Below are 23,245 nucleotides of genomic sequence, written 5' to 3' on the forward strand. Positions count from 1 at the left end.
CCCCCGCTGATGGGCCGATGGCCCATGACTTCCAGTCGTTTCACCCGGGCCGTGCCCGGGGTATTGTTGCCGCCGCTGGTGCGGAGGCCCGTTGTCGGCCCTCCCCATCGAAGGGGAGAGCCATTGTCTTCAGACTTCGAGCACATCCTCGAATGCTGCGGGATAGCTCGCCCGCCCCGCGCGTTCGTCGATCCTGAGCAGCGCCGTGTAGGATTTCGGATCGAAGGGCTCTTCGGCGGGCACGATCTCGCGTCCGAACAGCCAGCTGATCCGCCCCGCATCGAGATTGCCGCGCTCGAACGGTTCGTCGCCGAACCGGTGCCACAGCGCATGCAGGAACGCCGCGTCGGCGAGTTTCTCCGTCGCCGTTCGGTCCGCCATGCGGCGGCGGTTGATGATCGGCGAAACCCCGCGCGGGTTCGCCCGGCGGATGGTGAACTGGAACCCCGTGCCGGGCAGGCCGGACGGGATCCCGCGATGCTTGGTCATTTCAGGCAATTTTGCCATCAGGCCTTGCCTTCCTTCTGGGCGTCGAGCTTGTCCTGGGTGCGAAGTTCGAAATCGCTGGCGTCGTGGCGCTCGGGCAACTGCTCCGACGGGTCGCCAAAGGCCCGGTTGACCATGCGCCCCCGCTTGACTGCCGGGCGCCCGGCAATCTGGTCGGTCCACCGCTTCAGGTTGGTATAGATGCCGGTGTCGAGATAGGTGGCCGCATCATTGTAGACATGGCCCTGCATCAGCGTGCCGTACCATGGCCAGATCGCCATGTCGGCGATCGAGTATTCCGATCCGGCGATGAACTCGTTCTTGGCAAGCTGCTTGTCGAGCACGTCGAGCTGGCGCTTGACCTCCATGGCGAAGCGATCGATCGCGTATTCGATCTTCATCGGCGCATAGGCATAGAAATGCCCGAAGCCGCCGCCCAGGAACGGACCCGAACCCATCTGCCAGAACAGCCAGTTGAGCGCTTCGGTACGGCCCTTCGGATCCTTCGGCAGGAAGGCGCCGAACTTCTCGGCGAGATAGAGCAGGATCGAGCCGCTTTCGAACAGCCGTGTCGGTTCCGGCGTCGAATGGTCGACCATTGCCGGGATCTTCGAGTTCGGATTGACGTCGACAAAGCCCGACCCGAACTGGTCGCCTTCGCCGATATTGATCAGCCATGCGTCGTATTCCGCACCCTTGTGGCCGGCGGCCAGCAGCTCCTCCAGCATGATCGTGACCTTGACGCCGTTCGGCGTCGCCAGCGAGTAGAGCTGCAGCGGATGCTTGCCGACCTGCAGTTCCTTCTCATGCGTCGGGCCGGAGATCGGCCGGTTGATATTGGCGAAGCGGCCGCCATTGCCCTGCTTCCATTCCCACACCTTGGCAGGCTGATAGCCGGCGGGAAAATTCTTCTCGGGCGGGAATGTGGTGTCATCAGTCATGAAAAAGGTTCCTTGTTGGCGAGAATTGTCTCACCGAACCATATAGGCCGAAGGCCGGAAAATTGCAGCCGCCCTTTACCCGGGACAGACTGTCAAATAGCCGTGAGTGCCCGTCCGAAGTCGTATCAGCCAAGATAATCTGCATCTTCCACCTGCTCGAGCCACGTCACGGCAACCCCGTCCAGCGCCTCCTGGATGGCGAGATGGGTCATCGCCACCTCAGGCGATGCACCGTGCCAGTGCTTCTCGCCCGGTTCGAACCAGACCACGTCGCCGGGCCGGATCTCCTCGATCGCACCGCCCTCGCGCTGCGCCCGCCCGAGCCCAGATGTCACGATGATCGTCTGCCCCAGCGGATGCGTGTGCCAGGCCGTGCGTGCGCCCGGCTCGAACGTCACCGCCGCGCCCTGAACCCGCCCCGGCGCCTCCGCCGCAAACAGCTTGTCGAGCCTGACGGTGCCGGTGAAGTAATCATCCGGCCCCTTGGCCGAGGGCGTCGATCCTGCACGTGTGATCTTCATGGTGTGCTCCTCCCGAGGTCGCGGCGATTTACAACGGAATGTTGTCGTGCTTGCGCAGCGGCTGCGTTACCTTCTTGGTCTTCAGCATCTCGAAGGCACGGACCACCCGGCGGCGCGTCGAGTGCGGCATGATCACCTCGTCGATGAAGCCGCGCTGGGCGGCGACGAACGGGTTGGCGAAGCGGTCTTCGTAATCTTTGGTGCGGCTGGCGATCTTGTCCGGGTCGCCAAGCTCGGAGCGGTAGAGGATCTCGGTCGCGCCCTTTGCGCCCATCACCGCGATCTGCGCCGTCGGCCAGGCGTAGTTGATGTCGGCGCGGATGTGCTTGGACGCCATCACGTCGTAGGCGCCGCCATAGGCCTTGCGGGTGATCACGGTGACCTTCGGCACGGTGGCCTCGGCATAGGCGAACAAGAGCTTGGCGCCGTGCTTGATGATGCCGTTGTATTCCTGGCTCACACCCGGCAGGAAGCCCGGCACGTCGACCAGCGTCAGGATCGGGATGTTGAAGGCGTCGCAGAAGCGCACGAAGCGCGCGGCCTTCTTCGACGAATCGATGTCGAGGCAGCCGGCCAGCACCATCGGCTGGTTGGCGACGACGCCGACGGTCGAGCCGTTGAGCCGGATGAAGCCGCAGAGAATGTTCTTGGCGTGGTTTGCCTGGATCTCGAAGAAATCGCCCTCGTCGCCGACCCGGGCAATCACCTCGCGCATGTCGTAGGGCTTGTTCGGATTGTCCGGGATCAGCGTGTCGAGCGCATTCTCGATCCGGTCGGGCGCGTCCGCGGTGGGCAGCACCGGCGGGGCTTCGCGGCTCGACAGCGGCAGGAAATCGAACATCCTGCGGATCTCGATCAGCGCCTCGACGTCGTTGTCGTAGGCTCCGTCCGCGACCGAAGACTTTTTGGTGTGGGTCGAGGCGCCGCCGAGTTCTTCCGCTGTGACGATCTCGTTGGTCACGGTCTTGACCACGTCCGGGCCGGTCACGAACATGTAGCTCGTGTCCTTGACCATGAAGATGAAGTCGGTCATCGCCGGCGAGTAGACGGCGCCACCGGCGCAGGGGCCCATGATCACCGAGATCTGCGGGATCACGCCCGAGGCCTGCACGTTGCGCCAGAAAACTTCCGCATAGCCGCCAAGCGAGGCCACGCCCTCCTGGATGCGCGCGCCGCCGGAATCATTGAGCCCGATCAGCGGCGCGCCGTTCTGGACGGCAAGATCCATCACCTTGCAGATCTTCTCGGCATGGGTCTCCGACAGCGAGCCGCCGAACACGGTGAAGTCCTGGCTGAAGACATAGACCGGGCGGCCGTTGATGGTGCCCCAGCCGGTGATCACGCCATCGCCCGGAAACACCTGGGCCTCCATGCCGAAATCGGTGCAGCGATGGGTTTTGTACATGTCGTATTCCTCGAACGATCCCTCGTCGAGAAGCACGTCCAGCCGTTCGCGCGCGGTCAGCTTGCCCTTGGCGTGCTGCGCGTCGATGCGCTTCTGGCCACCGCCAAGGCGGGCCTGTTCGCGCCGGTGTTCAACTTCTTCTATTATCTCCCGCATCACAGGCCTCCCTTTTTGGCAATCATCGCCCATGTTGCCGGAAATACAATCGCTGCCAAGGCTGCTTTGGTTGCATCCCCCAGGATGAACGGCGTCAGCCCCCAGGCAAGGATCGGCTGGTCCCATCCGAACAGCGCCCCGAGCCACAGCAATCCAGGCACATAAATGATGGCGCTGGCAATCAGCGCCGCGAGGAACGCGGTCAGCGGCGAGCGGTCCATGCCGCGCTCCGCCAGCGTGCCGGCGGCAAACGCGGCCAGCAGGTAGCCGAACAGATAGCCGCCGGTCGGTCCCATCATGTAGGCAAGCCCGATGCCCTTTTCCGGCGTTCCGGCAAACACCGGCAGGCCGAGCGCGCCCTGGACCAGATACAGCGCCACCGCAGCAGAACCGAGCCGCGACCCCAGCGCCAGCCCCAGGCCGATGACGACGAAGGTCGTCATGGTCAGCGGCACCGGGTAGAAGGGGATGGAGATCTTCGCCGACAGCGTCAGCAGAACGGAGCCGGCAATGGCCACAAGGCTTGCGATGGCCAGCTTTTCGGGCCGGGTGGCGGTCAGGGTGGCAAAAAGGGTCAAGGCGGACACTCCGTGAAACCGGGAATTGATTGGACGGTGGTAGCGCGAATGAACGTCCTGCGACAGGGTTGAAAAGGTAAGCATGTTGCACTAGCAATGTTTGCAACTGCAATTTTGCAAAGTTGCGAATATCCATGCGCGCACGCAAGCTCTTCATCGGCGGCAAGATCCGCGCCATTCGCGGCGAACACGGCCTGACCCAGGCCGGCTTTGCCCAGAAGCTTGGCATCTCGACCAGCTATCTAAATCAGATCGAGAACAACCAGCGCCATGTCAGCGCCTCGGTGCTGCTGGCCTTGGCCGAAGCCTTCTCCGTCGATATCACCACGCTGTCGGACCAGGACAGCGACAGGCTGCTTGCCGATGTTTCCGAGGCGCTCGCCGATCCGGTGTCGGGCGGGGCGCAGCCGTCGCTGACCGATGTCAAGCTGGTGGTGCAGAACGCCCCGTCCTTTGCCCGCGCCTTCCTGTCGCTGCATCAGGCCATGCGCCGATCTGGCGACCAGCTCGCCGAACTCGACGAGACGCTGGAACGCTCCGGCGCCCTGAGCGAGCCGACGCCTTACGAAGAGGTCCGCGACTTCTTCCATTACGTCGACAACTACATCCACGAACTCGACCTCGCCGGTGAGGCGCTGAGCCGGGAGCTGGCGAAAAGCCGCGGCGTCAGTCTCAAGGCGCTGGCCGATCACATCGAGCGCCGCCACCGGGTGCGCGTGGTGATCGGCGCCGGCGGTGAACCGGGGGCAGGGCAGGGCGATGCCGGTGGCGGCGGTCTGCGCCGTTTCGATCCGGTCAGCCGCGTGCTCTGGCTCAATCGGCGCACGCCGGTCTCGACGCAAGCCTTCCAGATTGCCTGCCAGATCGCGCTGATCGAGCATGACGCGGTGATGACCCGGATCATCGACGAGGCCCGCTTCCGTTCCGCCGACGCCGCCGGCATCTGCCGCATCGGCCTTGCCAATTACTTTGCCGGCGCCGCCATTCTGCCCTATGGCGCCTTCAGCGCCGCGGCGCGCGAACTGCGCCACGACCTGGTGCTGCTGGCGGATCGGTTTTCGACCAGCCTCGAACAGGTGGCGCACCGCCTCTCCACCCTGCAGCGGCCGGGGCAGAAGGGCGTACCGTTCTTCTTCGCCCGGGTCGACAAGGCCGGCAACATCACCAAGCGTCATTCCGCCACCAAGCTGCAATTTGCCCGCTTCGGTTCGGCCTGCCCGTTGTGGAACGCGCACTCGGCCTTCGAGACACCGAACCGCATCATAAGGCAACTGGCCGAGACGCCCGATGGTGTGCGCTATCTCTGTTTGGCCACCGCGGTCTCCAAGCCATCCGGCGGCTGGCGGGATCCGGTGCAGTCCTACGCGCTGGCGCTCGGTTGCGAGGTGGCGCATGCGGGCGAGCTGGTCTATGCCGATGATCTGGATATCGCCCGCGCCGAGGCCTTCGAGCCGATCGGCGTCTCCTGCCGGATCTGCGAGCGCCGCAATTGCCATCAGCGCGCAGTCCCGCCGCTCAAGCGCCGCCTGGTGGTCGATCCCAACACCCGCAAAACAGTGCCCTACGGATTGGAATGATCGCCGGCAAGGCTTGCGGCATGTCATCCGCTCGGGCTAGGAATTCGCATCGCCCCGTTTCAGGGGGCAAGCGACCTGACTCTCAGCGAAAGGCAGACCCGGTGACCGGCACGATCTATGTCCTCAACGGACCGAACCTCAATCTTCTGGGCAAGCGCCAGCCGGAAATCTACGGCCACGAGACATTGGCCGATGTCGAGACCGCCTGCCTGAGCCAGGCCGAAAGCTACGGACTCGGCGTCCGGTTTCTGCAATCCAACGCCGAGCACCAGCTGATCGACTGGATCCACGAGGCCCGCGAAGACGGCGCAGCCATCGTCATCAATCCCGGCGCCTTCACCCACACCTCCATCGCGATCCTCGATGCGCTCAACACGTTTGAAGGCCCGGTGATGGAAGTCCACATTTCCAATGTGCACAAGCGCGAGGAATTCCGCCGCCATTCCTATGTGTCGCTGCGCGCCGACGGCGTCATCGCCGGCTGCGGCACGCAAGGCTATCTGCTGGCGATCGACCGGGTTGCCCGTCTGGTGGCCGCCACAAACTGAGCGGCCGGCTGAGCGATCTGCCCTTCACGCTGGGTTGAAGTGGTTTTCCGCCTTCATATTCACGGAGCGTCAAAGTGCCTGTTTCGATGATTTCCGCCGCATTGGTCGCAGCCCTTGTCGGCTACGGCTCGACCATCGCGCTGGTGCTTGCGGCCGCTGCCGCCGTCGGCGCCGATGCCGGGCAGACCGCATCCTGGGTGGCGGCGATCTGCTTTTCCAAGGCCATCGGATCGGCATTGCTGAGTTCCTGGAAGAAGGTACCGGTGGTGCTCGCCTGGTCGACGCCGGGCGCGGCCCTGATCGCCGCCTCCACCGGGGTCGATATCCACCAGGCCGTCGGTGCGTTCATCTTCGCCGGCCTGCTGATCGCCCTGACCGCCGCCATCCGCCCGCTCAACCGTGCCGTCAACGCCATTCCCACAGGTGTCGCCTCGGGCATGCTCGCCGGTGTGCTGCTGCCTTTCTCGATGGCCGTCGCCCTGCATGCGGCCAATGAGGCAGTTCTGGTGCTGCCGTTGATTGCGGTCTTTCTGATCGTGCGGATGGTCCATCCGCTGATGGCGGTTCTGGCGGCGCTGATCGCCGGGCTGCTCATCGCCTTCACCATTGCCGGAGCGCCGCTTCCCTCCATGGATGTCGACTGGACATCGCTGAGCTTTGTCCGTCCGGAGTTCGATCCTGCAGTGCTTCTCGGCCTCGGAGTGCCGCTCTATCTTGTCACCATGGCCTCGCAGAACCTGCCCGGTTTTGCCGTGCTGCGCGCCAACGGCTACGAGCCGCCGGTCACCGAAGCGCTCGGCGTGACCGGCATTCTCTCCGCCTTCTTCGCGCTGTTTGGCGCCCACACCATCAACATGGCGGCGATCACTGCTGCCATCTGCCTCGGCGACGATGTCCATCCCGACCGAAACCAGCGCTGGAAGGTGGGGCTGGTCTATGCGCTGGTCTGGATCACGCTCGGCCTGTCCGGTCCGGTCATCGTGCCGGCCATCCTGGCGATGCCGCCCGAAATCATTGCCGTGGTTGCCGGTCTCGCCCTGGTCCCGCCGCTGATCGGCGCGCTGGTCTCCGCCTTCGAACTGCCGGCGACCCGTTTCGCAGCCGCCGCGACGTTCGCGGTCACGGCCTCCGGTGTTGCAGCCTTTGGGATCGGCGCGGCCTTCTGGGGTCTGCTCGCAGGCCTCATCGTCCATCTCATGGATCACCTCAAGCCACGCTGATTGTTTGGGCGGCACGAGTGGCAACAAATATATTTGATGCGGTTTGACGCGAGTCAAAGCCCCCGGAGCGATTTGGAGTCATATTTATTTCTTCAATCGAAGAGGGGTCGGAATGACGGACGTCAAGAGCGAACTGAACACAAAACCCAATGGCGCGGACGCAGCTCCCGAGGTTGCCGAGCAAAAGCCTGTTGACGGCACCGGCGCCGATGTCGTGATGGTTGATGGCGCGATGGCTGAGGGCGAAGCCGCCGCCGCTGCAAAACCGCGACTGAACACGGCGGCAATCCGCAAGGACGATGCTGCCATCGCGCAATTGTTCGAGCAGGGTGTCTATCCCTACAAGACCAGGATGCGCCGTGTGGCCTACGAACAGGAAAAGGCCAAACTTCAGGTCGAACTGCTCAAGGCCCAGCGCTGGATCGAGGAAACCGGGCAGAAGGTGGTGATGCTGTTCGAAGGCCGTGACGCCGCCGGCAAGGGCGGCACCATCAAGCGGTTCACGGAGCATCTCAACCCGCGCACGGCTCGTGTGGTTGCCCTCAACAAGCCCACCGATCGCGAGCGCTCGCAATGGTACTTCCAGCGCTATATCGAGCACCTGCCGGCGGCCGGGGAAATGGTGTTGTTCGACCGCTCCTGGTACAATCGCGCCGGCGTCGAGCGGGTCATGGGTTTCTGTACGCCCACCGAATATCTCGAATTCATGCGCGAGGCGCCCGAGATCGAGCGCATGCTGACCCGCTCCGGCATCCTGCTGTTCAAGTACTGGTTCTCGGTCACGCAAGGCGAACAGCTCAGGCGCTTCGGCGAGCGCGAGAAGGACCCGCTCAAGCAGTGGAAACTGTCTCCCATCGACAAGGCCTCGCTCGACAAGTGGGACGACTATACCGAGGCCAAGGAGGCGATGTTCTTCTACACCGACACCGCCGACGCGCCCTGGACCATCGTCAAGTCCGATTGCAAGAAGCGCGCCCGGCTCAACTGCATGAAGCACTTCCTATCGAGCCTTCCCTATCCGAACAAGGATCATCTGGTCGTGCATCATCCCGACCGGCTGATCGTCGGATCGAGCAGCCATGTCATCGGCACCGATGATCACATTCTGGGCAAGACCCTGCACCCGGATGTCCGCAAGCCGAAGATGTCCGCCGTCTAAGTCGAAACATCCCCTGTTCCCGCAGCTCGGAAAGCGCCGCAATCGCGGCGCTTTTTTGCGTGAAGATTCCGGGTCTGCAAATATATATAACCTCTTGAATATGGAAAATCGCTTATATATATGTGAGTCAGGCGCAACGACGCCGCGGCTGGGAATCGGCCTGATCTAGGAGGGAAGCAACGATGGAAACAGAATTCACGCCTTGGATGTCGCTGGCCGGCGGTGTCCTGATAGGCATATCGGCGGTCTTGCTGATGATGTTCAATGGCCGCATCGCCGGAATGACCGGCATCATGACCGGCATCATCCCGCCCTTTTCGACCGACTGGCCCTGGCGGATTGCCTTCCTTGCAGGTGCGGTGATCGGCCCGGTGGTCTTTCTGGCGGCCGGCGGAGCAATTCCCTACGCGGTTCCGGTGTCGCTGCCTTTGCTGGCGCTGGGTGGTCTGATCGTCGGTGTTGGCGTCTATTACGGCGCCGGTTGTACCTCGGGACACGGCGTCTGCGGCATGGCGCGGCTGTCGCCGCGATCGATCGCCGCGACGATCACCTTCATGATCTTCACCGGACTGACCGTCTATGTCGTCCGGCACATCGCGGAGATCTGAGCCATGCAGAAATTCATTGTCTCCGCACTAATCGGCGCGATCTTCGGACTTGGCATCGCAATTTCCGGCATGGCCAATCCGGCAAAGGTTCTCAATTTCTTCGACGTCGCGGGCAGCTGGGATCCAAGCCTGATCTTCGTGATGGGCGGAGCCCTGATCACCACGGCGATCGGCTACCTGGTGGTCTTCGGCGCACGCAAGAAACCCGTATTCGATGCAGATTTCCATCTGCCGATCAACAAGACCATCGACGCCCGCTTGATCGGGGGCTCGGCCGTCTTCGGGATCGGCTGGGGCATTGCCGGCTTCTGTCCCGGCGGCGCCATCCCGGCGCTCGGTTTCGGCGGCTTGCCCGTCATCGCCTTCGTCGGCGCCATGATCATCGGCATCGTGCTGGCCCGTTCGATCGACGGCCTGCGCCACAAGCCTGCCAAGGCATTTTGAACGAAAATCCGGGCCACCTGGCGTGGCCCGGGCAATCCGAAACGATCGCCGCCGCATCGGGCGGAGTGCAAGCAGACCTTATGAAAAGAGGAGATGATACAATGTCGAACTATCCGGTGGACATGTCGGTCACACCCGAGGTCAAGGCCTTTTTTGATCCCGACACCAACACCATCAGCTATGTCGTCAAGGATCCGGCCTCGAAGTCGTGCGCCGTCGTCGATTCCGTCATGGACATCGATTACGCGGCAGGCCGCATCACCTATGGCCACGCCGACAGGATGATCGAGTACATCAGGGAAAACGGCCTCACGCTGGAATGGATCATCGAGACCCATGTTCACGCCGACCATCTCTCCGCTGCCCCCTATATCCAAGAGAAGCTGGGCGGCAAGATCGGCATCGGCGACAAGATCATGGTCGTGCAGGACACCTTCGGCAAGATCTTCAACGAAGGCACCGAGTTCCAGCGCGACGGTTCGCAGTTCGACGCCCTGTTCAAGGATGGCGACACCTACCGGATCGGCACGATGCAGGCCTTTGCCATGTATACGCCCGGCCACACGCCGGCCTGCATGGTGCATGTGATGGGCAACGCCGCCTTTGTCGGCGACACGCTGTTCATGCCCGATGGCGGATCGGCCCGTGCCGATTTCCCCGGTGGCGATGCCGGCACGCTCTATGACTCGATCCAGAAGGTCCTCGCGCTGCCCGACGAGATGCGCCTGTTCATGTGCCACGATTACGGCCCGAACGGTCGCGATATCCAGTGGGAAACCACCGTCGGCGATGAGAAGGCCCACAACATCCATGTCGGTGGCGGCAAGAGCCGCGAGGAGTTCATCAAGTTCCGCACCGAGCGCGATGCCCAACTGGCGATGCCGAGGCTGATCATCCCGTCGCTGCAGGTCAACATGCGTGCCGGCGACATCCCGACCGACAAGGACGGACGCGCAATGCTGAAGGTACCCGTCAACGCACTTTGACGGGCCGCGCCGCACATGCGCGGACAGGCCGTAACCACGGATTGGATGAGACAGCAATGGACATCAGGAAGATCAACCGCGGCCTCTCGGTGAGCCCGCAAATCGCCCCGGACGACATGGTCGAGTTGAAGATGGCGGGCTTCCGCTCGATCATCTGCAACCGGCCCGACGGCGAGGGCAATGACCAGCCGACCTTTGCCGAGATCGACAAGGCCGCGCGCGCCGCCGGTCTCGAGGCCCATTACATGCCCGTGGTTCCCGGTCGGGTGGCCGACGAGGATGCCGGCAGGTTCGATGCGGCGCTGTCCGATCTTCCGGGTCCGGTGCTGGCCTATTGTCGCACCGGAACCCGGTCGACCACGCTCTGGGCCCTGGCCGAGGGCGCCCGCGGCACGCCCTTGCCCACAATACTTGCGACCACCAAGGCCGCCGGATACGACATGTCGGGCGTCGTCCGCCGCATCGCCAATGGCGGCAGGACGCCGACCGATGTCGCCGACGTCTCCCATGACATTGTCATCATCGGCGGCGGTTCGGCCGGTATTTCCGTGGCGTCGAGCCTGCTCGCCCGCGCTTCCGATCTCGACATCGCCATCATCGACCCGCAGGACGTGCACTACTATCAGCCCGGATGGACGATGGTCGGCGGCGGCATCTTCGAACCCGAAGTCACCGCCCGCACCATGGGATCGCTGATCCCGCGCGGCGTGGCCTGGATCAAGGCCGCGGTTGCCGCCTTTGAGCCTGCCAACAATGCGCTCATCCTCGATGGCTGCCGGGTGGTGCGTTACAACCGTCTGATCGTCGCTCCCGGTCTCAAGCTCGACTGGGACGCCATTGAAGGCCTTCCCGAGACCCTCGGTCGCAATGGTGTGACGTCGAACTACCGCTACGATCTGGCGCCCTATACGTGGAAGCTGGTCAAGGGCATGAAGTCGGGCAAGGCGATTTTCACCCAGCCGCCGATGCCGATCAAATGCGCCGGCGCGCCCCAGAAGGCGCTCTATCTCTCGGGCGATCACTGGTACAAGTCCGGCAACCTCAAGGACATCGACATCGAGTTCTGCAATGCCGGCGGCGTGCTGTTCGGCGTCAAGGACTATGTGCCGGCGCTTGAGGAGTACATCGCCAGGTACAATGCCCACCTCAGTTTCATGCACAATCTGGTCAGGATCGACGGCCCGGCGAAAAAGGCCTGGTTCTCGGTCACCGACGCCAGCGGCAACAAGGAGATTGTCGAGAAATCCTTCGACATGATCCATGTGGTTCCGCCGCAGACAGCGCCTGATTTCATTCGTGTGAGCCCGCTCGCCGATGCGGCCGGTTGGGTCGACGTCGATCAGACCACCCTGCGCCACAAGAGCTTCGAGAACATCTGGTCGCTGGGCGACGTGATGAATGCCCCCAACGCCAAGACCGCCGCCGCGGCCCGCAAGCAGGCCCCGGTGGTTGCCAACAACGTTCTCGCCGACATGGGTCGCGCCAGCGGCATTGCCCACTACGACGGCTATGGTTCCTGCCCGCTGACGGTGGAGCGCGGCAAGATCGTGCTCGCCGAGTTCGGCTATGGCGGCAAGTTGCTGCCGAGCTTCCCCGGTTTCCTGATCGACGGCACAAGGCCGAGCCGGCTGTCCTGGCTGCTCAAGGAACGCATTCTGCCGCCGATCTACTGGAAGGCCATGCTCAGGGGCAAGGAATGGATGGCCAAGCCGGAAGTCGTCGGCTGAACTGACGGAACCGCATTCTGATATTGCCTGTCCGGCGGTCCAGCGAGGCCGCTGGGAGGCCGACCTAATACGAGACTATTGCGTAGCGTACACCGCAAGGACTTCGACATGCTGAAAGATCCCGCCCTCCTCAATCGCCTTGCCCGCGTCATGCCGGTCTTCGACTGGGGACGCCGCTATGACCGCGACGCGCTGGGCAACGACCTCGTTGCGGCGGTGATCGTCACCATCATGCTGATCCCGCAGTCGCTGGCCTATGCGCTGCTCGCCGGCCTGCCTGCCGAGACCGGGATCTACGCCTCGATCGCGCCGATCGTGCTCTACGCCATCTTCGGCACCAGCCGGGCGCTGGCCGTCGGGCCGGTCGCCGTGGTGTCGCTGATGACTGCCGCCGCGATCGGGAACATCGCCGAACCGGGGTCTCCCGAACTGCTGCTCGCCGCCGTCACGCTGGCCTTCCTGTCGGGCGCCTTCCTGATCTTGCTCGGGGTCTTCCGGCTGGGTTTTCTCGCCAATTTCCTCTCGCATCCGGTGATCGCCGGCTTCATCACGGCTTCGGGCATTCTCATCGCCATGAGCCAGTTGCGGCATGTCCTCGGAATTTCCGCCGGCGGCGCAAACCTGCCGGAGCTGCTGCGGTCCCTGTTCGAACATCTGGGCGAGGTCAACTGGGTGACCCTTGCCATCGGCGTCAGCGCCACCGCCTTCCTGTTCTGGGTGCGCAAGGGGCTGATGCCGCTGTTGCTGTCAACCGGCATGAAGCCCAAGCTCGCAGGCGTGCTGGCCAAGGCAGGGCCGGTAGCTGCGGTGTTTGTCACCACTTTCATTGCCTGGGTCTTCAATCTGAATGAAACCGCGGGCGTCCGGGTGGTTGGCGACGTGCCGCAGGGCCTGCCGCCGCTGACAATGCCGTCCTTCTCGCCTGATCTGCTTGGCCAGCTCATAGGCCCCGCGGTGCTGATCTCCATCATCGGCTTTGTCGAATCCGTCTCGGTTGCCCAGACGCTGGCTGCGCGCAAGCGCCAGCGCATCGTCCCCGATCAGGAACTGATCGGCCTCGGCGCCGCCAATGTCGGCGCGGCGTTCACCGGCGGCTACCCGGTCACCGGCGGCTTTGCCCGCTCGGTCGTCAATTTCGACGCTGGTGCGGAGACCCCCGCCGCCGGCGCCTACACCGCGGTCGGACTGCTGCTCGCGGCCATGCTGCTGACCCCGCTGATCTACAACCTGCCGCAGGCAACGCTTGCCGCCACCATTATTGTAGCGGTGCTGTCGCTGGTGGATTTCTCGATCCTGAAAAAGACCTGGGTTTATTCGCGCGCCGATTTCGCCGCCGTCAGCGCCACCATCGCCCTGACCCTCCTCTTCGGCGTCGAGGTTGGCGTCACAGCCGGCGTGGCGCTGTCGATCCTCATCCACCTCTACAAGTCGTCGCGGCCGCACATGGCCGTGGTCGGCAGGGTTCCGGGCACCGAGCATTTCCGCAACGTCAAGCGCCACAAGGTGGAGATCGACGAGACCGTGCTGACGCTCAGGGTCGACGAAAGCCTGTACTTCGCCAATGCGCGCTACCTGGAAGACAGCCTGTACGACATGGTGGCTGCCCGCCCGAAGCTCAAGCATGTGGTGCTGATGTGCCCGGCGGTCAACGAGATCGACATGAGCGCGCTGGAATCGCTCGAGGCGATCAACGAGCGCCTGCACGCGCTGGGCGTCAACTTCCATCTCAGCGAGGTCAAGGGACCTGTGATGGACCGGCTGCGCCGCGGCGACTTCCTGCATCACCTTAGCGGCAAGGTTTTTCTGAGCCAGCACCAGGCCGCGCTCGAACTCGCCGCCAAACCTTCACAAAGCCGGATTACAACTTCCCAACCAAACTAAGGAGATTTTCATGACCATTCGAATCGGCGACACCGCCCCGAACTTCAAGGCCGATACCACAAACGGCCCGATCGATTTCCACGAGTGGATCGGCTCGTCCTGGGCTTTCTTCTTCAGCCATCCGGCTGATTTCACCCCGGTCTGCACCACCGAGATGGGCCGCACCTCGCAGCTCTCCGATCAGTTCGCCGCCCGCAACGTCAAGCCGATCGGGCTTTCGACGGACGGCGTCGAGGAGCACATGGCCTGGATCAAGGACGTCAACGACACGCAATCGACGACCCTGACCTTCCCGATCGTGGCCGACAAGGACCACAAGGTGGCCGAGCTCTATGACATGATCCACCCCAACGCGAGCACCACGGCCGCGGTCCGGTCGGTCTTCATCATAGATCCCAACAAGAAGATCCGCCTGACGATGACCTACCCGATGAATGTTGGCCGCAACTTCGACGAGATCATCCGCGTCATCGACGCCCTGCAGCTCGCAGACGCGAAAACGGTTGCCACGCCGGCCGACTGGCGCCCGGGCGGCAAGGTCATCATCCCGACCTCGGTCAGCAATGAGGACGCCAAGGGCATCTTCCCGCAAGGCTGGGAAGAAATCCGTCCCTATCTGCGCGTCACTGACGTAAACTGAGCTATCAGCCAGTCAACAGGAACGCCCGCTTCTCAGCGGGCGTTTTTGTGTCGCCACGCAACGGGCGACCCGGGCCTGCCGGCGTGATCAGCTCAGCGGACGGATACGCACGGCAAGCAGATCGATGCCCTTGCCGGCGCCGGAGATATCGCTGTTGATGACCAGAAAGCCGCCTTCGTTGGGCGCCAGCGCGCGGTCGTAATCGAGGTTGAACAGGAGATCGGTCGTGTCGTAGGTCACGTCGAAACGCCGCCGTCCGCACTCGCCCAAGACCGAGAACTCGCATTTGACATAGATCTGCGTTGCCTCCGGAGACGCCGAGCGTACCGTCAGCGCCAGCACGGAATTGCGTCCGGCCAGGGCCTGCATGACTTCCGCGCCAAGCGGCACCAGCACCTCGCCATCCGTTCCGCCGCTCCTCGAAATTATCCGGAGCACGTTGCCTTCAGGCTCCTCGATCACCTCGGCGCTGGCGTTGCCGCGGGCCTCGGGGGAGCCGTCGCGGCCGGGCGTGAACACATTGGCCCACTCCCCGGAAAACCCCGAACCGGGATTGAGCTGCTGCGGCCCGCCGGCGAAATCGTCACGGCTGAGCGAAGGCGGTGGATTGGGAACGCTGGTGTCGCGTTCTGCGGCGCTCTTCAGCGCGCCGCTTTCAATCAGCCACCAGACTCCGATCCCGAGAAACGACAGCATCACCGCTGTCGAAAACATCGACGCAAACAACCCGCGCCGGCGTTTTTCCTTGCGCGGCTTCGGCGACTTGATCTTCTTCGCAGGCTTGGCCGGTTTTGCCGGCGCAGCGGCGGGAGCTTCGATGTGCGGCGGGCGATCAGCCGTCAGGCCGGAAAGGGCGGATGTCGTTGCAGCCTTGTGGCCGGCGTCCGGCGCGAAATCGAGGTTTGAGCCGGCTATGGAGGATGCCGGCCCCCGGGTCTCATGCGCGACCGATGCCACGGTCGGTGCCGGCTGGTGCGGCCTATCCGGGGAGCGCGCGATGTCATCCCGTGAGGGGGCATGCGGGAAAGGTCCGTCATGCTCCGGCCCAAGCGCTGCCTGCACGTCATACACCGGCCGGGAAGGCGCGGGCGTTTCGGGCTCTGCCGGTTCGGGATCGCGGGCGGCTGCAACAGGCGGCGCTTCGGCAACAGCCGGGGTTTCCACGACCGGTGCCGGTTCCGGCGTGCTTGGCGGGGTCCATTCGGCCTCGATATCGGCGATCAGGATTTCCAGCTTGTGCCGGTGGTCATCCACCCGCTCCGGATCAATGATGCCCTGGCGCTCGAGGCTGCGGTCGAGCGCGGCACGGGCGGAATCGTAGATCCGGCGCCGGGCCTGCGCACCCGGAATCCCAGCCTTGTCCAAAGCCCCGCGAATTGCCGCTTCCATGCCGGTCAATGGTCTGTCTCCGTACCGCCCGGTCTGGTAATCGCCATGCCGGATCTGTCAATTCTGGCATTCTCGGGCCGATCTGGCTGCAACCAGACGAGATGCAGCCGCCAGCGCTGCCTGCCGGCCCATGCCGTTAACCTGTGCGTATCCGCTAACCCGGTAAAACTCAAGCTTGCTGCGAAAGCAGGACCCATCCGGCTGTGGAACCGGCTTGGCATGTCAAGCCTTTTCAGCTTACCCCGGCTCTGCTATGGGGATTGACGTTTGCGTAAACGTCACTGTGATTTGCGAGGCCCTATGACCCTTCCCGCCGTTCTCCAGAACAATTTCCGGCTTCCAGTCGTTGCCGCACCCCTGTTCATCATTTCCCATCCGCCGCTGGTCATGGCCCAGTGCAAGGCAGGCGTCATGGGGTCGTTTCCCGCGCTCAACGCCCGCCCCGAAGCCCAGCTTGACGAATGGCTGGCTGAAATCACCGAAGGTCTCGCTGACCACAACGCGAAGAACCCGGACCGCCCGGCCGCCCCGTTTGCCGTCAACCAGATCGTCCACCGCTCCAACAAGCGGCTCGAGCACGATCTGACCATGTGCGTCAAATACAAGGTGCCGGTGGTGATTTCCTCGCTCGGCGCGGTGCCCGAGGTTAATGCCGCGATCCATTCCTATGGCGGCATCGTGCTGCATGACATCATCAACAACCGCCATGCCCATTCGGCCATCAACAAGGGCGCCGATGGCCTGATCGCGGTCGCCGCCGGCGCCGGCGGCCACGCCGGTCCGCTCTCGCCTTTCGCGCTGATCCAGGAAATCCGCGAGTGGTTCGACGGCCCGCTGCTGCTTTCGGGCTCGATTGCGACCGGCGGAGCCATTCTCGCCGCCCAGGCCATGGGTGCCGACATGGCCTATATCGGCTCGCCCTTCATTGCCACCGACGAGGCCCGCGCTGTCGACGCGTACAAGCAGATGATCGTCGACTCGGAAGCCAAGGACATCGTCTACTCCAATTATTTCACCGGCATTCCCGGCAACTATCTCAAGCCTTCGATCTCGGCATCCGGACTGGATCCGGAAAATCTGCCGGTGGCAGATCCCAGCAAGATGGATTTCGACAAGGCCTCCTCCGGGCCGAAGGCCTGGAAAGAGATCTGGGGCTCGGGCCAGGGCATCGGCGCGGTCAAGAAGATCGGCCCGGTCGCCGATCTCGTCGACCGGCTCGAGAGCGAATACAAGGCGACCCGCCAGCGCCTGGCGCTTTGATCTGCGAGGACCGGACAGGCGTGGCGCCAAAAAATCCGCCAGGCTGCCGATGACCGCTTGAATTCGGGGGGCAATCACGGTATTTGCCCTCCATCCTTGCGGGAACGATCCCGCGATGAACTGGCCTGCCGCTTTAGCTCAGTTGGTAGAGCACGTCATTCGTAATTAGCGGGTCCGCCCGAGAATGATGTTCGATGCCAACAAGTTGGCGAAGTTGGTCGCAAATTAGTATTTCTATAGTAGGGCTCGCCCTGCGTTTGGTAAGCCGCCTTAGCTCAGTTGGTAGAGCATCGCATTCGTAATGCGGGGGTCACGTGTTCGAGTCACGTAGGCGGCACCAGCCAAACCAATAATAGCAGCTTGAGTTGCAGTGATGCGCTCAGAGCAATATGCTTTTACAGCACTCAACGAGCCAAGTTCGGCTAAGGCTTAATCATCTCCATAATATTCAAGCCTGAGGGCATCACCTTATGCCCGGTTGGGCTGCTTCCCGACTCAAATATTGTCTGCCAAAAACCATAGGTCTGTTTGCCCCCAAACACTGTGAGAGATGCATCGCGATTTACCCACATAGGTAAGCGAGCGAGATTATCGACAAAATAGCCGATGTTGACCCAGAGTTGTTCAGGAAACGGGTATTGAAACAGCTTCTCGTTGTCGACTACGCTCCCCATCATTAGGAAGTGGTTCTCTATGATTCTTCCGATGTAACTGATCCAGCAATAGAGAATTTCTTCCTTTGCCATGCGGAAAGCGCGTAGATGCTTTTCTGGCACGTCATCGCCTTTTTGCACCTTATTCTCAAGTTTAGCTGTTCCAACTTCTTCGTCGTATTTTCCAACGTATATTTTGTCAGCAATCAGGCTCATGAGACGAACGATTTGCCCAACTTCAATCGTTCGCGGATTTTCGCCTATATCACTACGATAATTCCATGGCGTCTCTAGCATTTTGGAGCCGATGAACTTGGAATAAAAAGTCTTCTCGATCGTACTGTATGAATAGGGTTTTTCATGCCCTTTGCCAGAGTTGTCGATGTAATCACGCAACTTGTTGTCGGGAGAGTAGGTTATGGCATTGCGGATACCGTCGAGAACATATCGCGTCACGGCGCGCTGATCGCCTTTAAAGTGGTCAACAATGGATCTTTCCGAGAAGCTTTCATCATCCTCTGCAAGGTTCTTGTCCTTCCGGTATCGTGCAATGCGATCAAGTAGCATCGCTGAACCAAGCCGACGCTGCACAGACTTATCAAAGGCAACCTGCCTCAACGTCGTACCTGCATTTGTATTGGTCGTAAGCAATACGTCGAAGTTTGGATCTACAAATACGCGAACGGGGAGCGTCGAGGCACCTAGCAAAATTTGGGCTGCGACCTTGTGCTGCCCATCGAAAATGTTCACATGCGCACTCGGCAAATCTGTCGAGCTTATCCAAGCGAGTGCAATTTGAAGCTGAGGTCTGCCCTTGAAAAACTCCTCAACTAAGCCGCGGATATTGGACCCAATGGGACGAGGATTTATCTTCTCGTCATGATAAACTGCCGCGATAGGCAACGCCGCAAAGAAATAGCGCATGCCCGAGAGCTTATCGGTATGAACGGGCACCGTGACCTTATCGTCGCCATTTGTGACATAGGTGATCTGGTCACCATCAATTTTGCCCCGAAGCGACCCTGAGGCCCCACCATAGGCTTTCAGTACGTCGTTAAGGTTTGCTCCGCGATCGTCGCTGTCAGCAGTCTCCCTAATCTGGGAAAATCTCGCCAGCACTCGTGCAACGCGCAAATCTGAGGCTTGCTTCGATCTATTATGGCTTGCCAGCGTCAGTGCAAAGTTAGTGGGGTCATCCTTACCATTATCGCGGGTCGGGATAATGTGGTCGACGTCGAGCTCGTCGACATCGAGAACTATCGCCTTTCCAGAAATAAAGCATTTCCCACTCTGTTGGTCCCACAGTTGCTTCTCCAATGCGGAACGCGATTCCTTGCTCAAATTGTTTAAGTAAAGTGACCCCATAGTTCCTCCGGAAACGCGATTATTAGGAGCATGCTGAAGCTTGAAACGCGTCGAGCGCTTCATCAAGTTTCTTTCTTGATTCCCCGTAAGACGTCAGCAAACAGTGTCATGGGATCAATGTCCATGGCTTTGGCCAACGCCACAAACTCCAAAATGTCCAAACGCCGTTCGCCGCCTTCTATCTTTGCAACATAAGACTGCGGTTTTCTTAGTTTGTCCGCGACAACTTGCTGCGTGAGACCCTTATGATGGCGTGCTGCCACTAGGATATCCAACAGGCTGGCATACGACACTGAGTGTAGAGATTTCGTCATGTGCTTCCGCCCAAGATTGAAGCGCAGTCACTAATCCCACTTTCGGATTATCCCATAATGGGATATAGTTGCTTGAGCGATTCAGGCGACGAAGTCGGCACGATGGAAAACTATAACTTCTGGCAGGATTTCTTTGACACATACCAGTCGCTATCCGACTGGATGAAGATGCTCTGGCTAATCGTCCCTCCGGCGTTCGCGCTGGGCACGCTTTGGCTCGGTCTCGACTACAGGCTCAAGAGCAGGTCTGCAGCACCACCCGAGGATGGGGCGCTCGCCTACACGGTGTTTGCCGACGAGACCGGCATCTGGCGAATTCATGCCCATCAGGGCGCGGAGGCGGTCACAGATGAGCGGCCCGAGGCAGCCGTGTTGCCCCTGCCGGGCGCGCGCCCCCACCGGCTGGCCAAACCGCCCTCGTCGGACGTCTGAGGCGGCTCTGAGGGGCATCGCTGCACCGCTGGCATGCCCGCACCCAAGTGTAGCGCCAGCGGGAGCTTGCCGGGGCTGTAACTTGTAACTGTAACTTAAGGTCGGAAAGCTCCGAAGTGGTTAGGGGGAGTGGTGTACTCCCCCCGCCGAGGGCAGGCCGCAATAGGTTGCCGGGCTTGTGTTGGCGTTACGCGTTACAGCTGCCTATCCATTGCGCCCGGTCAAAACGGCGAGTCCTGCTCCAAGGCAGGGTCATCGATGCAGAACAGGGTAGCAACGCCGTTCTCGACGCGCCTCGCCAGCCATTCCGTTTTGCGCTCGTCAGCTGTGCCCCTCGCGAATCCCCGCCGCTGGGTCTTTTCCCGCTGCGACAGATCATACAGCCGGTTGATTTTTTCTTCCCATCCCAAGCGATCCATTTCCGCCTTGATCCGCTGCACCTCGATAGGCGACAGGCGACCACCCTCGAAGCCGAGAAGGAGCTTCACGCTATCCATTGAGACGCGCCCGGTCTTATCCGCGAACCAGTCGCCTAGGACCGCCGCGAAGGCATCCTCGATCAGCCGCACGTCGGTCAGTTCTGCCGCTGCTTCCCACAGATGTTCAGACAAGACGATGGACTCGCCCGCTGCCTCGCGCACGACCGCCTCTGCCCATAGCTGATCGACATCCTCGCGCAGCTTGTCGAGCTGAACCGTCCCAGCGCGAACCGGCCAGAAGCGCCGGTTTCCTGTCTGGTCGAAGAGATACTTCTGGTCGTTGGTGCTGCCGACGATGACGCACTGTCGCGGGTAGGTTCGGGCATCGCGGCCATAGGCGCGGCGATACTTGTCACGCCGTGTCGAGAGGAATCGCTTCAATTCATGGGTCGACGCCTTGCGGATGCCGTCCATCTCCTGCACCTCGACAATCCATGCCCCGGCCAGCAATTCGGCCTTGGTTTTGTCGTCGCTCTTTAGGCTCAGGCTACCACAAAACCAGTCGCTTCGAACCGCGAGGGTTTCCGCGAAGCTCGATTTGCCGGTCCCTTGGTTCCCCTCGAAGACAAGCATGGTGTCGAATTTCACGCCCGGCTGTTTGACTCTGCGCACACCCGCGATCAGGAACTTCGCTCCGAACTCCCGATTGATTTCTGTATCATCCGCTCCGGCGTAGTCGCGCAGCATGTTGTCAAGGCGCGGATTGCCATCCCAAACGAGTCCGTCAAGATAGTCCACAATCGGGTGATAGGTCTGCTCATGGCCTATGGCGATGATCTCGCTCTTGATCGCCGCGCTGGTTGCCCTGAAGTCGAGATCACGCAGAAAACGGCTGCTCAGGATATCGGCCACATCGTTCAGGTCACGTGTGTCGAGACGGAAGCCCTCTACATCGTTCATGAAGGTGAACAGGTTGCGATGAACCTCGATGCCGAGCCGCGCCAGCGCATACCGAATGTTCGATGGATGATCCTTCGCAGGCTGGAACTTATCGTTCAGCACCGGCCAGTCTTCCCGCTTGGCGTCGATCATCATCAGCGCTCGGACAACTTGTCGCTGGCCATATCGGACTGGATTAGGATTTTCGCGCACATGCGCGCCGATAGCATAGGCCGGGTCAAGCAGGATGGAGAGCACATGCCCCGGCTGCACCCCGTTCCCTAGCATCCAGCAAACGCACGCGATCATGCGTTCGGATCGCGAGGGATAGACCTTGCCCGGCGGATCGCCTCCCGTGACGATCACCTCCACCCATTTTAGGTCGGACGAGATGATCTCCCCAAGGTCATCCGGCAGCGGCAGCGGCGCAATCTCAGTCGGTTCGACTGCCGCCGAGCCGGACTTGGCTGGCAGAGTGGTCTTCTCCTTTGGTGCCGGTAGTTGAAAGTCTTCGATGCTGTAGGTTTTCAAAGTTGCATATGTCATGGCTTGGTCATCCAGAATGAGAGTGCGGGTTCGCGACCGGCTTCGCGCTTTTGCGCATTCAGCCAATTGACGGTTCCAGGCAGGCGCAAAAGACGGTCAGCGTTGTGCGTGCCGGGACCGCCTTGCAGGGCAACCAGAAGCCGCTTGTTCAGATCTTCGGCGACAACGACCTCGACCGGCTGGTCAAGCATCCAGAGCGCTTGGTAGCCACCGCCGGTGAACCATACAGCGGTCGGTTCAGGTACGCCCTTGGGCCGCTCTTTCGGTTCAAGCAGCAGCCCGATAATTCGGCTCTGCTGTTCATCCAGCGCTCCGGGATAGTCCTTGCAGTCAAGATCGGCGTGCAGGAACTGCGCATGCGAGAGGTTGTCCTTCCGGCGCTTGCCGGAAAGAAACTTAGCGTTGGGCAGGAAGTAGAGGTTCCGCCTCAGTTCCGGCCCGTTGTTCGCCTCGATGAATTTCTTGAACGATGCGGGGTCACTCGCCGGATACGTCTTGGCGACCGGGCTTGGCGGCCCCTCGCTGTTCATGCGCTCCAGATAATATGGCCCATTGGGGGCGATGAACTGCGAGAATGCCCATGCCTCGTCCGTATTGGGCTTAAGCACCTCACTCATCGCCCGCACCCCTCGGATTTTGCTCCTGTGAGGCCAGCCAGCGTTCGACATCTTCGAGTCGGTAGAGGATTTTCCCGGCTCGATTGCCGGACGCGATGCGGATGAATTGTGGGCCGTATCCGTAAATCCGGCCCTTGTCGAAAAAGCTCTTTGAAAGTCCGGTGACTTCGGGAAGCTGTTTGGTGGTCAGCAGCCGCGAACGGCCCGCGCCACCATCTGTGATGGTTGTGCGATTCATGTGTCCATTCCACGTGTCGAGAGGACCCGAAGCCTCATGGCAACGAGTTTGCTGACCGGTTCGCGCTTCACGCGAAGGGCCTTTAAGCCTCACTTCTCGATTATCGACCGTGGCCGGGAATTCTTTCCCGCTTGGACATCGTCCGTCAGATCTCAGGCACCTTGCCTGACCCTGGGGTTGTCCGCCATGCCGGACA

23 protein-coding genes and 1 tRNA gene are annotated in these 23,245 nt (G+C 61.6%); 13 read left to right on the top strand and 11 right to left on the bottom strand.

Annotated elements, in window-relative coordinates; translation table 11 throughout:
* Positions 1 to 129: 129 nt before the first annotated feature.
* The 5 genes from O4H62_RS20755 to O4H62_RS20775 form a co-directional block, all read right to left on the bottom strand.
* Positions 130 to 507 (bottom strand): hypothetical protein, encoded by a 378-nt coding sequence (locus tag O4H62_RS20755; protein ID WP_269390741.1) that lies wholly within the window; start codon positions 505 to 507, stop codon positions 130 to 132.
* On the bottom strand, positions 507 to 1,427 hold the full coding sequence (gene yghU, locus O4H62_RS20760; RefSeq protein ID WP_269390742.1) for a glutathione-dependent disulfide-bond oxidoreductase: 921 nt from the start codon (positions 1,425 to 1,427) through the stop codon (positions 507 to 509). The genes O4H62_RS20755 and yghU overlap by 1 nt, the downstream gene beginning before the upstream one ends.
* A 125-nt stretch (positions 1,428 to 1,552) precedes the next feature.
* Positions 1,553 to 1,948, bottom strand: a complete 396-nt coding sequence (locus tag O4H62_RS20765) for a (R)-mandelonitrile lyase (RefSeq protein WP_269390743.1) — start codon at positions 1,946 to 1,948, stop codon at positions 1,553 to 1,555.
* 28 nt (positions 1,949 to 1,976) lie between these two features.
* Positions 1,977 to 3,509, bottom strand: a complete 1,533-nt coding sequence (locus tag O4H62_RS20770; RefSeq protein WP_269390744.1) for an acyl-CoA carboxylase subunit beta — start codon at positions 3,507 to 3,509, stop codon at positions 1,977 to 1,979.
* A complete protein-coding gene (locus O4H62_RS20775) occupies positions 3,509 to 4,087 on the bottom strand; it encodes a biotin transporter BioY (protein ID WP_269390745.1) in 579 nt (192 codons plus the stop codon). The genes O4H62_RS20770 and O4H62_RS20775 overlap by 1 nt, the downstream gene beginning before the upstream one ends.
* 134 nt (positions 4,088 to 4,221) lie before the next feature.
* On the opposite strand from O4H62_RS20775, the gene O4H62_RS20780 reads away from it, so the two are divergent.
* The 10 genes from O4H62_RS20780 to O4H62_RS20825 all read left to right on the top strand — a co-directional run bounded on the left by O4H62_RS20780 (position 4,222) and on the right by O4H62_RS20825 (position 14,877).
* Complete coding sequence (locus tag O4H62_RS20780) at positions 4,222 to 5,664, top strand: helix-turn-helix domain-containing protein (RefSeq protein WP_269390747.1); 1,443 nt, start codon at positions 4,222 to 4,224, stop codon at positions 5,662 to 5,664.
* A 101-nt stretch (positions 5,665 to 5,765) separates the two neighbouring features.
* Positions 5,766 to 6,212, top strand: coding sequence for a type II 3-dehydroquinate dehydratase (aroQ, locus tag O4H62_RS20785; protein WP_269390748.1), 447 nt, complete (start codon positions 5,766 to 5,768; stop codon positions 6,210 to 6,212).
* 74 nt (positions 6,213 to 6,286) lie between these two features.
* On the top strand, positions 6,287 to 7,432 hold the full coding sequence (locus O4H62_RS20790; protein WP_269390749.1) for a benzoate/H(+) symporter BenE family transporter: 1,146 nt from the start codon (positions 6,287 to 6,289) through the stop codon (positions 7,430 to 7,432).
* A gap of 112 nt (positions 7,433 to 7,544) precedes the next feature.
* Positions 7,545 to 8,591: a polyphosphate kinase 2 gene (gene ppk2, locus O4H62_RS20795; RefSeq protein ID WP_269390751.1), complete on the top strand. Its 1,047-nt coding sequence runs from the start codon at positions 7,545 to 7,547 to the stop codon at positions 8,589 to 8,591.
* Positions 8,592 to 8,773: 182 nt separating this feature from the next.
* Complete coding sequence (locus tag O4H62_RS20800) at positions 8,774 to 9,199, top strand: YeeE/YedE family protein (RefSeq protein WP_269390752.1); 426 nt, start codon at positions 8,774 to 8,776, stop codon at positions 9,197 to 9,199.
* Between the two features lie 3 nt (positions 9,200 to 9,202).
* Positions 9,203 to 9,643 (top strand): DUF6691 family protein, encoded by a 441-nt coding sequence (locus tag O4H62_RS20805; RefSeq protein ID WP_269390753.1) that lies wholly within the window; start codon positions 9,203 to 9,205, stop codon positions 9,641 to 9,643.
* A gap of 101 nt (positions 9,644 to 9,744) precedes the next feature.
* On the top strand, positions 9,745 to 10,629 hold the full coding sequence (locus O4H62_RS20810) for an MBL fold metallo-hydrolase (RefSeq protein ID WP_269390754.1): 885 nt from the start codon (positions 9,745 to 9,747) through the stop codon (positions 10,627 to 10,629).
* Positions 10,630 to 10,685: 56 nt separating this feature from the next.
* A complete protein-coding gene (locus O4H62_RS20815) occupies positions 10,686 to 12,356 on the top strand; it encodes a bifunctional protein tyrosine phosphatase family protein/NAD(P)/FAD-dependent oxidoreductase (RefSeq protein WP_269390756.1) in 1,671 nt (556 codons plus the stop codon).
* A gap of 108 nt (positions 12,357 to 12,464) precedes the next feature.
* Positions 12,465 to 14,237 carry a SulP family inorganic anion transporter gene (locus tag O4H62_RS20820; RefSeq protein ID WP_269390758.1) on the top strand — a complete coding sequence of 591 codons (1,773 nt, stop codon included), beginning with the start codon at positions 12,465 to 12,467 and terminating at the stop codon, positions 14,235 to 14,237.
* A 10-nt stretch (positions 14,238 to 14,247) separates the two neighbouring features.
* Positions 14,248 to 14,877 carry a peroxiredoxin gene (locus O4H62_RS20825; RefSeq protein ID WP_269390759.1) on the top strand — a complete coding sequence of 210 codons (630 nt, stop codon included), beginning with the start codon at positions 14,248 to 14,250 and terminating at the stop codon, positions 14,875 to 14,877.
* An 87-nt stretch (positions 14,878 to 14,964) separates the two neighbouring features.
* On the opposite strand, the gene O4H62_RS20830 is transcribed toward O4H62_RS20825, so the two are convergent.
* A complete protein-coding gene (locus tag O4H62_RS20830; RefSeq protein ID WP_269390761.1) occupies positions 14,965 to 16,275 on the bottom strand; it encodes a hypothetical protein in 1,311 nt (436 codons plus the stop codon).
* Positions 16,276 to 16,566: 291 nt separating this feature from the next.
* On the opposite strand from O4H62_RS20830, the gene O4H62_RS20835 reads away from it, so the two are divergent.
* On the top strand, positions 16,567 to 17,526 hold the full coding sequence (locus O4H62_RS20835) for an NAD(P)H-dependent flavin oxidoreductase (RefSeq protein ID WP_269390763.1): 960 nt from the start codon (positions 16,567 to 16,569) through the stop codon (positions 17,524 to 17,526).
* 264 nt (positions 17,527 to 17,790) lie between these two features.
* Positions 17,791 to 17,866 (top strand) — tRNA-Thr (locus O4H62_RS20840).
* A gap of 82 nt (positions 17,867 to 17,948) precedes the next feature.
* On the opposite strand, the gene O4H62_RS20845 is transcribed toward O4H62_RS20840, so the two are convergent.
* Positions 17,949 to 19,607: an HNH endonuclease gene (locus O4H62_RS20845; RefSeq protein WP_269390764.1), complete on the bottom strand. Its 1,659-nt coding sequence runs from the start codon at positions 19,605 to 19,607 to the stop codon at positions 17,949 to 17,951.
* The gene (locus tag O4H62_RS20850) at positions 19,607 to 19,807 is read right to left on the bottom strand and encodes a helix-turn-helix domain-containing protein (RefSeq protein WP_269390766.1); all 201 of its coding nucleotides are present in this window, start codon (positions 19,805 to 19,807) and stop codon (positions 19,607 to 19,609) included. The genes O4H62_RS20845 and O4H62_RS20850 overlap by 1 nt, the downstream gene beginning before the upstream one ends.
* A 123-nt stretch (positions 19,808 to 19,930) precedes the next feature.
* Here O4H62_RS20850 and O4H62_RS20855 point away from each other — a divergent pair, with 123 nt between their 5' ends.
* A complete protein-coding gene (locus tag O4H62_RS20855) occupies positions 19,931 to 20,290 on the top strand; it encodes a hypothetical protein (RefSeq protein ID WP_269390767.1) in 360 nt (119 codons plus the stop codon).
* 221 nt (positions 20,291 to 20,511) lie between these two features.
* On the opposite strand, the gene O4H62_RS20860 is transcribed toward O4H62_RS20855, so the two are convergent.
* Genes O4H62_RS20860 through O4H62_RS20870 form a run of 3 tightly spaced genes read right to left on the bottom strand, consistent with a single transcriptional unit; the run spans position 20,512 to position 23,049 of the window.
* The gene (locus O4H62_RS20860; protein ID WP_269390768.1) at positions 20,512 to 22,194 is read right to left on the bottom strand and encodes a virulence-associated E family protein; all 1,683 of its coding nucleotides are present in this window, start codon (positions 22,192 to 22,194) and stop codon (positions 20,512 to 20,514) included.
* On the bottom strand, positions 22,191 to 22,811 hold the full coding sequence (locus O4H62_RS20865) for a DNA-primase RepB domain-containing protein (protein WP_269390769.1): 621 nt from the start codon (positions 22,809 to 22,811) through the stop codon (positions 22,191 to 22,193). Before O4H62_RS20865 ends, O4H62_RS20860 begins: the two co-directional genes overlap by 4 nt.
* Positions 22,804 to 23,049: a helix-turn-helix transcriptional regulator gene (locus O4H62_RS20870; protein WP_269390770.1), complete on the bottom strand. Its 246-nt coding sequence runs from the start codon at positions 23,047 to 23,049 to the stop codon at positions 22,804 to 22,806. Before O4H62_RS20870 ends, O4H62_RS20865 begins: the two co-directional genes overlap by 8 nt.
* Positions 23,050 to 23,245: the final 196 nt, after the last annotated feature.

It is taken from the genome of Parahoeflea alexandrii (assembly GCF_027214025.1).
Classification (GTDB): Bacteria; Pseudomonadota; Alphaproteobacteria; order Rhizobiales; family Rhizobiaceae; genus Hoeflea; species Hoeflea alexandrii_A.

Excerpts from the sequence above, each read along its gene's own strand:
- O4H62_RS20755 (WP_269390741.1), bottom strand. The coding sequence starts at position 507 with ATGGCAAAATTGCCTGAAATGACCAAGCATCGCGGGATCCCGTCCGGC.
- yghU (WP_269390742.1), bottom strand. The coding sequence starts at position 1,427 with ATGACTGATGACACCACATTCCCGCCCGAGAAGAATTTTCCCGCCGGC.
- O4H62_RS20765 (WP_269390743.1), bottom strand. The coding sequence starts at position 1,948 with ATGAAGATCACACGTGCAGGATCGACGCCCTCGGCCAAGGGGCCGGAT.
- O4H62_RS20770 (WP_269390744.1), bottom strand. The coding sequence starts at position 3,509 with ATGCGGGAGATAATAGAAGAAGTTGAACACCGGCGCGAACAGGCCCGC.
- O4H62_RS20780 (WP_269390747.1), top strand. The coding sequence starts at position 4,222 with ATGCGCGCACGCAAGCTCTTCATCGGCGGCAAGATCCGCGCCATTCGC.
- ppk2 (WP_269390751.1), top strand. The coding sequence starts at position 7,545 with ATGACGGACGTCAAGAGCGAACTGAACACAAAACCCAATGGCGCGGAC.
- O4H62_RS20800 (WP_269390752.1), top strand. The coding sequence starts at position 8,774 with ATGGAAACAGAATTCACGCCTTGGATGTCGCTGGCCGGCGGTGTCCTG.
- O4H62_RS20805 (WP_269390753.1), top strand. The coding sequence starts at position 9,203 with ATGCAGAAATTCATTGTCTCCGCACTAATCGGCGCGATCTTCGGACTT.
- O4H62_RS20810 (WP_269390754.1), top strand. The coding sequence starts at position 9,745 with ATGTCGAACTATCCGGTGGACATGTCGGTCACACCCGAGGTCAAGGCC.
- O4H62_RS20815 (WP_269390756.1), top strand. The coding sequence starts at position 10,686 with ATGGACATCAGGAAGATCAACCGCGGCCTCTCGGTGAGCCCGCAAATC.
- O4H62_RS20820 (WP_269390758.1), top strand. The coding sequence starts at position 12,465 with ATGCTGAAAGATCCCGCCCTCCTCAATCGCCTTGCCCGCGTCATGCCG.
- O4H62_RS20825 (WP_269390759.1), top strand. The coding sequence starts at position 14,248 with ATGACCATTCGAATCGGCGACACCGCCCCGAACTTCAAGGCCGATACC.
- O4H62_RS20835 (WP_269390763.1), top strand. The coding sequence starts at position 16,567 with ATGACCCTTCCCGCCGTTCTCCAGAACAATTTCCGGCTTCCAGTCGTT.
- O4H62_RS20845 (WP_269390764.1), bottom strand. The coding sequence starts at position 19,607 with ATGAAGCGCTCGACGCGTTTCAAGCTTCAGCATGCTCCTAATAATCGC.
- O4H62_RS20860 (WP_269390768.1), bottom strand. The coding sequence starts at position 22,194 with ATGACATATGCAACTTTGAAAACCTACAGCATCGAAGACTTTCAACTA.
- O4H62_RS20865 (WP_269390769.1), bottom strand. The coding sequence starts at position 22,811 with ATGAGTGAGGTGCTTAAGCCCAATACGGACGAGGCATGGGCATTCTCG.
- O4H62_RS20870 (WP_269390770.1), bottom strand. The coding sequence starts at position 23,049 with ATGAATCGCACAACCATCACAGATGGTGGCGCGGGCCGTTCGCGGCTG.